This is a genomic window from Candidatus Agathobaculum pullicola, assembly GCF_052117205.1.
GTDB classification, from domain to species: domain Bacteria; phylum Bacillota; class Clostridia; order Oscillospirales; family Butyricicoccaceae; genus Agathobaculum; species Agathobaculum pullicola.
In genome coordinates this window covers 104,294-117,710 of record NZ_JBQKJP010000004.1, presented here as the reverse complement: position 1 = coordinate 117,710, position 13,417 = coordinate 104,294, and the positions used below count along the sequence as shown (strand labels likewise).

Here is a 13,417-nt window from a genome sequence, read left to right as displayed (position 1 = left end):
GGATATGGCCCCCTCTCGTCAAGTTAAGTGTAGCAACTCAACTTTAACCGATGAGGCCTTATCCTTCATCCCTTTTTTATTCAACTGTCCAAGATGTATTGTACTCCTACACCCAAAAAGAAAAAGACCAAGGAGAACGCTTTACAAACATGAGAGTAAATGGTATAATAACATTCGTACCCGCGCCCGTAGCTCAGCTGGATAGAGCGTTGGACTCCGACTCCAAAGGCCGTGCGTTCGAATCGCATCGGGCGTACCAGATCAAGCCGTTATTCCGAAAGGAATAACGGCTTTTTTGTAACGATTTTAGACGATAAAAACAGGAGCGGAAATTTGGCGTCCACTGTGGCGTCCATTCGGACGCCCGAAATAATGGTAGACGACAGAAACGAACAGCCGGTTTCGACTGTTCGTTGCATCTTTAGTATTTTTTTCGTCAAGATCGCGCAGAGAGCAAATGCGGTTGGCGGCAATATCCGATTTGCTTTGCAGGAGCCGTTCGCTGATTTCGTGCTCGCTCATATTCTCCCATGCTTTCAAGCTGGGACGGAACGGCATGCCGCCTTCCTGCAGGCTCTGCTGTGCGAAAATCCGCGTTGCCTCAGCAAAAGAAGTCCCCATGCTGCGGTAGAGCGATTCAACTTGGTCTTTTAATGTGTCGCTGATCTGGATTTGAAGGGTTGCATCCGTTGCCATATTGGGCACCTTCTTGTAATGCAATTGTATTACAAAGATCGTTGGTTGTTAACCGGGCCGGGCGAAGACTGCGACGTGGTATCGGATGGAATAGCCCGGCGCAGCATCACATTGGCAATGCATTCGCTGGCCTGCACACGCGATTCTTCGATCAGATGCGCATAGTAGGTCTCAGTAGTCGTTGCACTGGAATGCCCCAGCTGCCGTGCGACTGTAACCACGTCGGTATGGTTGGCGATCAGGACGCTTGCTACGGTATGACGGAAAGCGTGTGGATTGATATGCGGCAGTCCATGCCGTTTGCTGAACTTTGCCAGCCATGCGGTGATACTATCCGGATGCATGGCGCGTCCGTCATCCTGGGTAAACACGAAACCGGTATCCCGCCATCGGTCGCCGTTGAACTTTCGAAGCTGCTCCTGTTCCGCCTGATACTCGCGTAGCAACGAAACAGTTTCTGTGGGGATGGATATGTACCGAGTTTCGCCGGTCTTTGGCGTTTCTTCATAGATGCCACGCGCCTTGGAATAGCGCAGGTTATTGTCGATCGTCAGGTAATGTTTGTCCAGATGGACGCGATCCCATTTCAGTCCCATGATCTCACCACGGCGGCATCCAGTGACGAGCAGCAAATGGGTGATCAGCTTCCATTTCAGCGGTTCGGATTCCAGTGCCTTTACAATAGCGGTAATCTCTTCCGGCTGAAAATAGTTGACCTTGCTGCGCCTCGCTTTGGGAAGCGTTGCACGGCTGGCGGCATTATAGGTGACGAGCATTTCCTTTTCCGCCTGAGACAAAACAGCGGAAATGAAGCGATGATGCTGCAAAATCGTTTTGACTGCGAGTTTTTCTTCGCTGTGGAAGTAGTCAAACAGTTCCTGTGGTGGTATACTGAGAACAGAGGAAATCGATTCGGCTGAGGACTGCCGGATGGTCTGCCCCCTGCAAGCGGCCGTCACAGTGGATGGGCTGAGCTTCGCCTGTCGTGATAAAGCAGCGCGGGAGATTTTTCGCTCTGCAAGCAGTGCCCCCAGATTAACCTTGGCTCGGGCATTATCGGCGGAGTGTTTGATGCAATCCTCTGCCAGACTGACGTATAAACGGTTGAGATGCTGCGGACGGATTTCGGTCAGCTTGAAATGGCCGATTGCCGGGTTGATTCGTTCGCAGAGGTGCTTGTATAGCTCGATGGTGCTGTGCTTGGTACCGGTATGTGCTTTGAGATCGATGACATAGGCCGCATATTCCGCAAAGGTTTTGCGGTTGTCAAGGCGGAAGCCCTGTCGGATGCTGTTTTCAAACTCAACAGCGACACGCTGTGCCTCCCGCTCGGCATATTGCTCTGACCAAGTCGCCGGAGGTCGGTAGGTTTTATAGTGACGGCGTTTGCGGTAGAGTTCATCATAGCCGCAATGAACCGTGATCTTGAAGCTCAGACCTGTTTTGCCGTGTATTTTTGTGATTGTTGCCATGACGAGGCCTCCTTTTAGAAAGAAAGAAAAAGGGCACGTCTTCAACAAGACGTGCCCGCTGGAAATCAGATCGGAATGCGCGGCGGGATGTGTGACGGTCGGTTTTCCGTTGCTGTAGGCGGTGCTTTGGTACCCTCGTGCAGTAGTTTCAGCACGTTGGGGTAGTAGATGAGGCACGTCCGGCCGATCCGGGCGGCGGGCAGGATGCCCTGCCGCACCCAGCCGCGGAGTGCATTTTCGGACACACGGTGCCCCTCCGCCAGCAGGCGGCGGTGGGTTTCTGAGACGGATGCGGTGTCGAAATACCGTCGGGTTGGGATAATTGTACTTTCAGACATGGGTATTACCTCCTAAAATTCCTCTGCCGCATCCTCGAGCACAGCGAGGCGGATGCGGTATACGCGCGGCGTATCCTTTTTCAATCGAACCTGGGCGGTGCCCTCCTCCTGAAGGACAAGTGCTCCGATATCTTTCAGCTCTCGGACGATTTTGGAAATCGTGTAGTCACCGTAACCATCCTGTAGTCGGACAAAGCGCTCCAGCGGCTCACGCCGTAAGCACAGGTCCCCGTGCCAGATCATCCCCTCGTGCCGTTCAAGCTTTTCGACTTTCCTACACAGGTCGAAGACACCTTGATTAAGACCTTCCAGCAGCAACGCGGCGATGTTTCCCTTTTTCCTTTGGCGATCCAGCTGGTCGAGAATCTCATTTTGGCAATTGAGCGACAAGTCAACTGCGCCGCAGTAAATATTGAAAACCGACCGAAGTGTTGATTCGTCTGATCCTGCATCACGTGCTGCGCGGCAGAACAATTCTGCAACAGCGTCGAGCACGAAAAAGTTCAGAGAAGTTCGCTGCGGAAGGCCGGAAATCAGCTTTTTGTGCAGGGAACGGTCGAGGCAACCTTCAAAAACGGCAGGATGTCGCAAACACCACGAAACGAAGGATGCGCACGACGCCCCGACCAGACCGCAAGATAGACTTTCGTCCATGCGAAGGGGGTGATCGATCGGCAGGAATACGCACCGCGTAATATCCGACGCATTTTCCAGCGCGAATTCGGCAGTCAAAATGACGCCTGCGGCGCATTTGAGCTTGGCCAACTTTCCACCCGGGAGCTTTTTCACGATCGGCGCGGCATTCGCGCCTTCGCGGACAAGCTGCGCGCCCAAGTCCCGGTACTTTCGCTGCAACTGCGGGCTGGCAGATAGGCAAAGATCGTCAATAACGACCGGCAGATCGCGCGCAGACACCATCGCGTCGCGGATTGCGGACGCGGTGCTTCCGGCGCTGTACAGCAGCGCGGGATCATCTTCAGCATCCGTGATCCAGTCGGTCAGCCGCCGCGCGAGCTTGGTTTTGCCGAGGTTTTGCCCACCAACGATTGTCAAGACTGCCTGCCAAGAATCGGTGCACTGTGTGATCCAGGATCGAAGCAGCGTGGCGCAGGTGAATACCATGCCAAGCGTGACCAGTGGATCTGCGTAGGCGAGCTCAGCGAAGAGCCGAGGAAGCGGATCAGAAATCGGCAGCGTGCGCATAATATAGTGTTCGTCGCAACGTACAACGTATGGCAAATCGCAGTCGCCCAGCACATGATCGCCCCATACGAAAACATACTGGCCGTTCGGCAATTGGTGCATACCTGACTGCGTGAAGGCATACCCAATACACGGCTCGCTACTATCTGGAGCTTGTAGGAGGTGAGCCGATGAAAGCTCGATAAGCCGGTGCACTTCTTCCAGAAGTGCGACATCGAAGGCGTCGCGGTGCTTGCGTGGAACGAGGAAACGCGGCACCGCCTTGCGTAGTCCGGTCGCATTCACCTGCGCAATCGGCAGGATCGCGTTTGCGTCGGTCCCATCGTCGAAGACGAGCAGAACTTCAACGAATGCCGGTTCGCCATCAGGAAAGGCCTCGGGTGGGAGAAACGCCCGCCTCACCTCAAGCAGCGCATTCGACAGACCGTCCAATGGGTGACCGAGGAACTCATTCATGAGACTCACCCCCTTCGGTCGTATTGTCGATCACACGAACCACATCTGCTGGCGGCTCTGGTTTCAGCCGCGGTTGCGCTAGCAGTTCGGGCGTGACGACGAGCGTGTTGAATTCATTGACAGTAAATGAATCGCGGTATGGCCGTTGTTTAGCCGGTTCGCGGACCGGCTTCATATAGCGGAAATGATCTCTCGGAATATTGATACGCATGGCAGAATCCTCCAAAAATCATGCTCGTTTTCAGCGTCCTGTCCACGAGCGGGTGAAGCCGGCTAAGTTCAATTAACCGATGAAATGTGCATTATATGCAAGAATCACATCGGATCTGATATAATTATCGTCGAAAAAGTTGGAAAAATCCACGCAAAAATGCGGTTTTTTTCTGCGAGATTTATAGAAAATTTGACATGGAGCCGGAAAAGGAAGATGATTTTTGTGAATGAAAAAGATTTGAAAAGCAACGGAAAAATTGAGAAAAGTTGTACGAATGTGAGCTATATATCGAGAAAAGAACGAAAAATGCAATATTGGGATCGTTTTCGGGAATCGATACGACGCGTCAAAAATTTGTTCCCTGATATTGAAACGCCGCTCAAGCCATGGATGGTTTTGTCAAAACTGATTCAAGACGCACAGGATAAGGCATTTCGGGAGGAGCATGCGCAGGAAATTCGAGAAATTGTTCCGCTTTTTATGAGCTTTAGCGCTGATGAGCTAAGAAAAATAGATGAAGATGCTGTGGATACTTATATCAAAGTGCTCAAGAAAGCTCGGGAAAATGATAGCCTTGAGCGAAATGAAAGTATAGCAGTGAAATATATTATTAGGACACTCAATCGCACAGCGGAGAATATTGAAATTAAAGTTGAAGTGGATCGGGATCAAATTATTGATGAAGTGAAAATCCTGGTTCAAAAGAGCTATAACACTTTTGCTAACAAATGTGGAAATATCTCTACACGGGTAGAATGTAGGGATCAAATTGTTAAGACGGTTTTTTCTGACTACCGCGCTTATCCACTTCTTCCGGCATTGTTTGCGCTAGATGCAATTAAACAGTGCTTTTCAGAAAGAAAAGAGGCGAAGAAGAATCTGATCAGACCTGTTTCGACATTGCCAGAACTCCAACAAAACATGAAGCAGATCAATTATCTGTGCGATCAAGAGCTTCAATTGATAAAGGAAGTGCGGGTGGCATTATCGCAAGCGCTAGAAGTTATTTATAGGCCAATTTCTGTTTGTAAAGTGCACTCTAAGTCGCAGTTACGGCCATTTCCATATAATAATGTATATTGGGATGATGAGATGGGGAGAGAGAAAACTTTACAGAAGAAACAAGAACAGAAGTGGAAAAGATGCAAGGAGTTTGGCATATTGATCTGTAAGACGGATGTATTAGCTACTGATATGGCGCTTTATTGTGGTCTGTCCTATGAGAAGATGATTCAACTTCGTGGAAATCTTCCAAAATATTTGATTTTACAAGATGAATCTAATGCCAAATTGGTGGATGAATACGGCGAACAGGCTTTCGAAATCATAAATGTGTTTAAAGAATTATCGAGAGCTGAAGTCTATTCATCTGGTGGTAAATGGAACGAGATTTTGTTCAATGTAATAAGTAAAAACGCTAAAAATGCGAAACCATTTTTCGCTACTGGGTCTTCTCAAGAAGAATATGCATATAAGCTGATGAAGAAATATTTTTATAATGTCAATTTCTCTAAAAGAATTATGGCGCAAGCTTCTCCCAATTTACCGCTTTGTGGGAGTAAAGGTATGTTTCCTAAATACTACAGTGATTTAATTCTTGATTGGAACATGAATGCTGAATGCGAACTTTATGATGAAGATGCGCTAAACAAGCATCTCGGAATATCAACCAAAATTATGGATGATACAACAGCTTCGTCTGTACCAAGATTTTTAAAACGTCAAATCAATGAAGCTTTGACAACAAAACAAGCTATTAAATTAATCGAGGATCATGAGAGACTACATAAGCATACAAACATTAAGGCGTTGGAAAAATATGTTCGAGGATTTTTGAAGACGTTGCAAATTGATGATACAGGGAATGTGAATTACTATTTAAGGCAAGTAGAAGGTGCAACTCTCTTCCTCTACCAATTTTTACTGCAACAGGCATGTAAAATACTTGGGCATTATAGCGCAATTTTATTATTACGCTGCAATGCACTATGGCACGATCCAAACAGAAAAGATGATGTGCAAATTTGTAACTAACTGCAATTGTAGCTGGGGTATCTGGGGGAATCCCCCAGATACCCCAGCACTGTGTAAAACACTAAGTAGATAGCGTTCGTTGTGCACGCCGATAAAACGTATTTGGCTTGAGCCCTGTCCACCGCATAGCTTCGGTTGCGGTGATCTGTCCGTGTTGCCAAAGGGTAACAACAGACTTAAAGTTATCCGGCATCGGCAGCGGCTTACGGCCGGTGTACTTCCCCTGCTGCTTCGCGATCGCGATGCCCTCGCGCTGTCGCTGTAAGATGTACTCGCGTTCGAGCTCGGCAACGGCTGCGAACACAGTCAGCATAAACTTGCCAGTCGGCGTTGTCGTATCGATCGCCTCCTTCTTTGAGACGAACTCAACTCCTTTAACCGCCAGCTTTTCGACCAGATCCAGCAGGTCGCGCGTGTTGCGGGCAAAGCGGCTGATCGATTCGACGATTACCGTGTCGCCTTTGCGAACGTATTCCATCATCCGTTTCAGTTCTGGCCGGTCAGTATTCTTACCACTGGCTTTGTCGATGAAAACTTCATCAACACTCAACTCGCGCAGCAGCACTTCTTGCCGTGCGATGTTTTGTTCCTCCGTACTGACGCGGATATAGCCGATTTTCATTCGATTCTTCCTTTCTGCCGGGAATGATGATATACTAATAATATAAGGATGTGAGGAAAATGAGATCGATACAGCAAGATACCCTTTCCGAAGCATTGGATAACATTGCAATGTCCTGCCAGATGGAAGGGCTGGAGCTGACGCCCGAAATACGAGCACTATGCCTATCTGTGCTCAGCGGAAACGCGAGCTTAGAGGACAGTCTGTATCAACTGAACACAAAATACAGTTAAGCAGGGGGTATCATGGCCTACAGTATTACACCGTCTTCAGATGATTGTTATCCGGGAACCAGCGTGCTGATTAATAAGCTGGGGATTCGGGATCAGAATCAGCTTGACGAAAATGAGACACTGATCACATCAGTCAAAACCCTTCAAATTGAGATGCAGCCAGTGGCGGTTGAGCCGGATTTTGCATATCTAAAACATTTGCATCTTGTTCTGTTTGATGAATTATACAGTTGGGCCGGAGAAATACGCACGATTAACATCAGTAAGATGCGTACAGCCTTCTGTCCTGCAAATCAAATTGAGGAGACAGCAAAAGCTATTTTTGAGAGGCTGCAAGCAAACCACTATTTTCGCGGACTGCCGCGAAACGAGTTGGTCTGTGAGCTGGTCGATCTTTATAACTCCATTAACTATCTGCATCCATTCCGCGAGGGGAATGGCCGCGTACAGAGGCTTTACTTCCGGCGGCTTGCGCAGTGGATTGACCATAGCCTGAATTTTGCCGCAGTAGACAGCGACCGCATGATGATTGCCACGATTCGTGCTTCGACAGGCGTAATGGATGATTTGTATCAGGTTTTTGGAGAAATATTAGAGTAAACGTTTCAATAGGGTCGGTACGGGTTGTGACATATGTCAAAACCGTAAAACCGGCCCTATTGCTACACTTTTCAGCTATGTCACATGGGTACACCCCATTGAAATGCTACTTTTGGCCGCCATCTTTCGATGCGCTTTCGATTGCTTCGATAATCAAATCTACCAGTGCACCCAAAGCCTGAAAAAGCGGACTTAGTGGAATCACTCGCATCCCTCCTCTCAGTATGCATACAGAAGTTCTCCTGTCATCTCATGCAGCAGAGCAGGATCATAGAGTAATTCTTCGATTTCATCCGGGTCGCAGCCGTAGTCCAGGAGAGCCTGTACCTCGTCCTCGCTTACGCCCATGCTTTTGGCGGCGTCAAACAGATCGCCGTAGACGGATTTCTGTTCCTCCTCGTCCAGCAGGAACGAGCCGTAATACGGACGATACCGCCACCAGTGCAGATAGCTGGTCTGCGGCGTGAAGCTGCCTGTGGTTAGCTGTCCACTCCGGTCGATTTTCAAAATCTCACCTTCTTCCGGATGCTGAACGCTCACAGGTGCGCTGAGATGCAGTTTGTTTGCTGTGTTACACAGAATTTTCTCGGTGGACGCATACAGCAGGAAGCCGTTATAGTAAAAGATGCACAGCGGGTTGTCCCCCACGACAAACCAAATGCTGTCCTCGCTGTCCAACACCGTAAACACAAAAGAACCCTCGACCGTTTCAGCCATTGTTTTCAGGCTGTCAAAGTCGAGGGCTTTCTGCTTTTCAATGAGCTGCACGGCAACATAGCTGTCCGTCTCAACGCTGGTCTGCGGAAGATTATTTGTCAGCTTCAGCATCTTATCATTCCAGAGCACGCCGTTGTGAGCAAGGGCAAAGGATTCTCCATCGATTTCCCCGACAAATGGATGGTTGTTCTGGTTATGCTTCGCGTGGCCTTGGGTCGTCATACGGGTATGCCCCATCACGACGTTTACACCGTTCGGCACATGCAGCCAAAGTTTGTGGGCAGGCAGCGGGCGCTTGTATATTTGCATCCGGCTGCCAAAGTTGTAGGCGATGCCGGTCGCGTCGGTGCCGCGCACTTCGCATTCCCGTGCGAGCGTGTTCAGAATTCTACTCTTTTGCCTGGCCGTAAGCTTCTTATCGTAATCGATCATTCCAAATAAGCTGCACATCAGCAAGCCTCCATTTCTTCATCCGCAATCTGTACAGGCTCATTCACATAGAGCCGGCGTTCTTTTAAGTACTGGATGAGCTCCGGTTCGGTGATCTGGTCGAGGAAGTCAAACCAGCTCATATCCTGAAGCTCCTGGTCGGACATGGAAACAGCCACTTCGCAGAGGTGGTCTACCAGCTGCAAAGTGGCTATCAGCGTATTGAGTTTGAGCGTCCCACGAAACAACCGGATTTCCACTGTATCTGCGTTGGTCAGATTCACCGCGGTATATCGTCCAGCGCAGGAGTTCTTCGCGTGATACATCTGGTCTTTCGGATTGAGCTTCATGCCGTAACGCGCAGCCCATCGGTTGAGCTGTCCCTGTGTTCGGCGGCTGAACCGCAACAATTCCGGCCAGAATTTTTCCACGAAGAATACCAAGCGGGCAATACATTCCTCCTGTGTTTCATAAGTACATCCGAAGGCCATACGGGAGATATGGACGTGAAGACCGCAGGTGTTCGTACTGTGACTACGGTAATCCAACCGTTTTGCCTCGTCGAGCACTGCCGCCCACGGCATTTCGTGCAGGTGATAGTCCAGCGTCATCGGGTGGGTTACGAGTTCCAAGCCGTCATCCAGGCTGCCGTCCGATTTGATATACAGGTTGGGGGCATTACGGTTGGCGACCTCCAGCAGACGGTTGGCATTCGAGCGGGACTTGCCGCCCTCGTCGATCTCCAACTCGACACCAAACTTGCGCAGACCTTTGCCATGGAAGATCAGGTCGGGTGTATAGTCGTATTCGTGGATCGGCCCGTCGGCGCAGACGTCATCATAGCAATCCCTGCAAAGGTCCTCGCCGTCGTATTCGTAGACGTTTTCAACGTGGATGAGCGCGCCGCAGCGGTCACAGGTGGTGTAGTGGCGTTCTCGGCAGCTATGGCACAGGGCATGGCATTCGTCTCCCTCGTCGTCCGCACGGTAGATGTGGCGGCCGCATTCATCGCAGAGGATGGTCAGGTCGGCCGCGCAGTCCGGACAGAGATAATTGCCGGATATTTCGACCATCTCTTCGAGCGGGAATTGTTCGTTACAGTGGTCGCAGGTGTACAGGTTTTGCATGTTGCTCCTCCTTTGTCAATACTCCTCAGCCAAAAGCATGGTGCTGTGTGTCGTGTCGTCGATCACGAAGATCTTGGCGTCTACCGCATCCGAGCAGGGAACATCCAGCTCTTGATGATACGGCGGCTGCTCCTGCGAGTGGGTGATGTGCTGGCCGGCGGCGTTCTTTTGCAGGCGAAAGACCTGCAGATAGCTCTGCTGCTGCACCTCCATCGCGGAAACCATAAACCACATCAGGCGGATCAGCCAGACGGGTATGGTATCCTGAACCCCACGGGTCAGATACTTTGGGTTGTTGAACATGGGCAATCCTTCTTTCTATATAGAAATAGCAAAAGCCTCCGGATCGCTCCGGAGGCTTCTACTATTATAATATATCGTTCGGTTCGCCGCAGATTCACTTTTCCATGGAGAGGATATTTTGGAGGATAACCATAATCTTTTGCAAATTTTCCTCAGATAAATCTTTGATTTGGTTTTGGATTTGGGTTAAAATCTGCTCTTTCGCCTCGGTTGTCGGTTGAGGCTCGGCAAAAAGTTCGGCAAGTGATATATTGAGCGCAGCAACGATTTTTTCCAGCGTTTTGACCGTCGGGCTCTTCAGCCCGCGCTCCAGATGTCCCAGAAAGGCGGGATTGATTTCGGCCTGCAGCGCAAGAGTCTCCTGACTCCAGCCTCGCAGCTGACGGAAATAGCGGATGCGTTCACCAACGTTGATTGCACGATACATAATGCCACCTGCCCTTGGATATTAGAATATCTTGACAATAAGTATTGCGAAAACGCCGATTGGTATTATATAATAATACCAATAAGAATGGATGGGGGTGCACTGATGAAGTACTGTATGATGTGTGGAAATCGATTGGAGGAGAGTGCTCGTTTTTGCGATCGATGCGGCGCACGACAACCGGAAACCGATATGTACGCAAGTTCGCAGACTGAGGCCATGACCGTTGAGCAACCGATTGCACCGCAAAAGAAGAAGTTTGATTGGCAAATACCTAAAGATTCTGCAGGGGAACAGCTGACAATACAGCAATATAATGCTTTATTAGCTGGATTGCTGCTATATGGATTTGCGCTATGCACAGTAATCTGTCATGCATTTGCGATTGATCTGATGATGTCAAATCCGATAGTACTCGCTGTGGTGTACTTAGTCTGTGCATTTATTGGTGGATATATGGCCAATAGATCGCGTAGCACGGCAGTTCGATTTATTGGATTTAATCTGATTGTTGCCCCATCAGGAGCGATTGTTGCAGCCTGCCTGCCATATTATCATTTTGAAACTGTGCTTTATGCTGTGCTTGGTACTGCATTGATTGCAGGAGTTATGCTGGTCGCGGCATTGGTGCGGCCTCAGATGTTTGAGGGGTTGGGTTCGGTATTGCTGCTGAGCCTGATTTCGGTTATTGTCGTCGAAACGATTCTTCTGATTTTCTTTGGCCGGAGCAGCACTTTCATTGATGTTGCCGTCATTGTCATTATGGCCGGTTTCGTTGGATACGATTTTATCGAGGCGAACAAAGCATACCGCACAGCAGGAAATGCGATTGCATTTGCTATTGATCTCTATTTGGATTTGATTAACATTTTCGTTCGCCTTTTATCGATTTTAGGATCAAGGGAATAGTCGATGAAACATTGTATGAAATGCGGGAACCCCGTACAGGAGACTGAGCTTTTTTGTCCACAGTGTGGTGCCGCATTATATAAGAGAAGGCATACAGGTTTGTTTGCCGTCATGCTTGTTGCTGTAACGATATTGTTCGGAAAAACTCTTATATCGGAGAATAGTGGCATACAGCAGTCGATATTGTCCTTGTTTTCTCAAGATACAATAACCGGCAGCATGGATACGCTCAGTGCGCGTCGATTAGTTAATCAAATTAAGAATTGCTATTTTGATGCGTACAGCCGGACGTTATCTTTCGGTGACGCAATAGATCGCGGAGCCAGAAATGTGGTATGGGATTGCACAGAACGCAGCGATGGAGCGGCTGTCGTAAGTATTACTGGCGAATATGCCCGCGAAAGCGGCGGACAGTTTACGATAACATTACAAACTGACCCAACGCAAACAAACGTATATGTCACAGCAGATGGACTTTTTGCGGAATTGTCGGAGTTAGCCAATTTTGCAGTGTTGTCTACATTGTATGATCTTGCAGGATAAAAGAAAGAAGGATAAAAATGAAAAAAATTAGATTATTCGTAGCGGTTTTATTCGTGATGATGTCATTAACGATATCTGCATTTGCTGCAGATTCGTATGCAGAATGGACAAGCGAATGGCCATTTAGTGAGGAAGGTCAGTACATTGGTTTTTCCTCTGGGACTGCGAATTGGACGATTTATGATGGTATTACCATGTATTATGGCTTAAATAAGGAGACAAATGAAGCTATCTATTATGACGATTATAATGTTTTTGTCGATGGAAACTTTAACGAATTTGTACCTATGAATTGGGAGCCTCTTGACGTTAATCAAAATTTACCCGTGCTGGAACCAGTAATTGCTGATATAAATGATTACATTGGGAATTGGTATGTTTGGAAAGATGAAAAAAACAATTTCTGGTTGTCCTATGCTGTTGCAAACACTGTTTTTCATATTGATAATCAAAAAGTAATTCATTCTGCAGATTTCAGCATTCCGTCGTATGAAGATGAAGTCGCTCAAATGAATCAGGCAGAAAGTGATGCTATGAATGGAGTTTCGCATGCATATACGCCGTATACGCTTCGCGAAATTATTCGGAATGCTGATATTCCATCCCCTGGTCCGAATGGCGGTTCTGCATCTCTCATTGTTGGCGTAATCGTAGTCATCCTAGTCGTTGCATGTGGCGCATATTTCATAAGAGGTCGCAACAGGAAAACTGTAGCTGTTGGTGCAGAAAACGTGAACGAAAACGCTCAGGCTCAGGAAGAAGCCAATAACAAATCGAATACTGAACGTGCAGCTGAGACGGCGGCTAAGGCAGCCAACGTTGCAAATGACGTGGCAAACAAAGCAACCGATGCAGCTAAAACTGCAGCGTTCATGGCCAAGGAGAAGGCAAGTGAGTTCTCCAAGGCTTTCAAGGACGCGCAAGCTCGCCAACGTGCGGAGGGCAAGAAATTCTGCCCGCATTGCGGGGGAGCAGTTGACGAGGATGCCAAGTTTTGCGGTAGTTGCGGAGCTGATTTGCAGGAGGATACGACAAAATAAGGTCAGCAATAAAAACGTTGCGAAGAGAAATTCAGTTTTTAACTTCGAAGAAAA

General features: G+C 48.6%; 16 protein-coding genes, 1 tRNA gene and 1 pseudogene. 8 read left to right on the top strand and 10 right to left on the bottom strand.

The features are described 5' to 3' along the window. Nucleotides 1-182: 182 nt before the first annotated feature. Nucleotides 183-259, top strand: a tRNA-Arg gene (locus tag ACTQ3V_RS03245). Between the two features lie 47 nt (nt 260-306). On the opposite strand, the gene ACTQ3V_RS03240 is transcribed toward ACTQ3V_RS03245, so the two are convergent. From ACTQ3V_RS03240 to ACTQ3V_RS03220, 5 genes are all read right to left on the bottom strand, one after another. Beyond that, nucleotides 307-696, bottom strand: coding sequence for a type II toxin-antitoxin system RelB/DinJ family antitoxin (locus tag ACTQ3V_RS03240; RefSeq protein ID WP_441466230.1), 390 nt, complete (start codon nt 694-696; stop codon nt 307-309). A gap of 29 nt (nt 697-725) precedes the next feature. Continuing rightward, nucleotides 726-2,168, bottom strand: coding sequence for a tyrosine-type recombinase/integrase (locus tag ACTQ3V_RS03235; protein ID WP_441466229.1), 1,443 nt, complete (start codon nt 2,166-2,168; stop codon nt 726-728). Nucleotides 2,169-2,233: 65 nt separating this feature from the next. Beyond that, nucleotides 2,234-2,506: a helix-turn-helix domain-containing protein gene (locus ACTQ3V_RS03230; protein ID WP_441466228.1), complete on the bottom strand. Its 273-nt coding sequence runs from the start codon at nt 2,504-2,506 to the stop codon at nt 2,234-2,236. A 12-nt stretch (nt 2,507-2,518) separates the two neighbouring features. Then, nucleotides 2,519-4,165 (bottom strand): hypothetical protein, encoded by a 1,647-nt coding sequence (locus ACTQ3V_RS03225; RefSeq protein ID WP_441466227.1) that lies wholly within the window; start codon nt 4,163-4,165, stop codon nt 2,519-2,521. After that, entirely contained in the window at nt 4,158-4,376 is a 219-nt protein-coding gene (locus ACTQ3V_RS03220) for a hypothetical protein (RefSeq protein WP_441466226.1), read from the bottom strand. The genes ACTQ3V_RS03225 and ACTQ3V_RS03220 overlap by 8 nt, the downstream gene beginning before the upstream one ends. A gap of 225 nt (nt 4,377-4,601) precedes the next feature. Here ACTQ3V_RS03220 and ACTQ3V_RS03215 point away from each other — a divergent pair, with 225 nt between their 5' ends. Beyond that, on the top strand, nt 4,602-6,413 hold the full coding sequence (locus ACTQ3V_RS03215) for a hypothetical protein (protein WP_441466225.1): 1,812 nt from the start codon (nt 4,602-4,604) through the stop codon (nt 6,411-6,413). Nucleotides 6,414-6,474: 61 nt separating this feature from the next. On the opposite strand, the gene ACTQ3V_RS03210 is transcribed toward ACTQ3V_RS03215, so the two are convergent. Continuing rightward, a complete protein-coding gene (locus tag ACTQ3V_RS03210) occupies nt 6,475-7,035 on the bottom strand; it encodes a recombinase family protein (RefSeq protein ID WP_441466224.1) in 561 nt (186 codons plus the stop codon). 59 nt (nt 7,036-7,094) lie between these two features. On the opposite strand from ACTQ3V_RS03210, the gene ACTQ3V_RS03205 reads away from it, so the two are divergent. Together ACTQ3V_RS03205 and ACTQ3V_RS03200 are read left to right on the top strand one after the other, a co-directional pair. Next, complete coding sequence (locus tag ACTQ3V_RS03205; protein ID WP_441466223.1) at nt 7,095-7,268, top strand: hypothetical protein; 174 nt, start codon at nt 7,095-7,097, stop codon at nt 7,266-7,268. 12 nt (nt 7,269-7,280) lie between these two features. Further along, on the top strand, nt 7,281-7,868 hold the full coding sequence (locus ACTQ3V_RS03200) for a Fic/DOC family protein (protein ID WP_441466222.1): 588 nt from the start codon (nt 7,281-7,283) through the stop codon (nt 7,866-7,868). A 219-nt stretch (nt 7,869-8,087) separates the two neighbouring features. Here the strand turns inward: ACTQ3V_RS03200 and ACTQ3V_RS03195 are convergent, their stop codons facing one another. The 4 genes from ACTQ3V_RS03195 to ACTQ3V_RS03180 form a co-directional block, all read right to left on the bottom strand. Further along, on the bottom strand, nt 8,088-9,035 hold the full coding sequence (locus tag ACTQ3V_RS03195) for a class II glutamine amidotransferase (protein ID WP_441466221.1): 948 nt from the start codon (nt 9,033-9,035) through the stop codon (nt 8,088-8,090). Continuing rightward, nucleotides 9,035-10,141 (bottom strand): amidoligase family protein, encoded by a 1,107-nt coding sequence (locus tag ACTQ3V_RS03190; RefSeq protein ID WP_441466220.1) that lies wholly within the window; start codon nt 10,139-10,141, stop codon nt 9,035-9,037. The genes ACTQ3V_RS03195 and ACTQ3V_RS03190 overlap by 1 nt, the downstream gene beginning before the upstream one ends. 15 nt (nt 10,142-10,156) lie before the next feature. After that, nucleotides 10,157-10,444 (bottom strand): DUF960 family protein, encoded by a 288-nt coding sequence (locus ACTQ3V_RS03185; protein WP_441466219.1) that lies wholly within the window; start codon nt 10,442-10,444, stop codon nt 10,157-10,159. Between the two features lie 94 nt (nt 10,445-10,538). Further along, nucleotides 10,539-10,871, bottom strand: coding sequence for a helix-turn-helix domain-containing protein (locus ACTQ3V_RS03180; protein ID WP_441466218.1), 333 nt, complete (start codon nt 10,869-10,871; stop codon nt 10,539-10,541). Nucleotides 10,872-10,976: 105 nt separating this feature from the next. Between ACTQ3V_RS03180 and ACTQ3V_RS03175 the strand changes: the two genes are divergently transcribed. The 4 genes and pseudogenes from ACTQ3V_RS03175 (at nt 10,977) to ACTQ3V_RS03160 (ending at nt 13,363) form a co-directional block, all read left to right on the top strand. Next, nucleotides 10,977-11,780, top strand: coding sequence for a Bax inhibitor-1 family protein (locus tag ACTQ3V_RS03175; protein ID WP_441466217.1), 804 nt, complete (start codon nt 10,977-10,979; stop codon nt 11,778-11,780). Nucleotides 11,781-11,783: 3 nt separating this feature from the next. Continuing rightward, nucleotides 11,784-11,852: pseudogene (locus tag ACTQ3V_RS03170) on the top strand (zinc-ribbon domain-containing protein); the annotation flags it as partial. A 27-nt stretch (nt 11,853-11,879) separates the two neighbouring features. Further along, nucleotides 11,880-12,323, top strand: coding sequence for a hypothetical protein (locus tag ACTQ3V_RS03165; RefSeq protein WP_441466232.1), 444 nt, complete (start codon nt 11,880-11,882; stop codon nt 12,321-12,323). Between the two features lie 17 nt (nt 12,324-12,340). After that, complete coding sequence (locus tag ACTQ3V_RS03160) at nt 12,341-13,363, top strand: zinc-ribbon domain-containing protein (RefSeq protein WP_441466216.1); 1,023 nt, start codon at nt 12,341-12,343, stop codon at nt 13,361-13,363. The last annotated feature ends 54 nt before the right edge of the window (nt 13,364-13,417 follow it).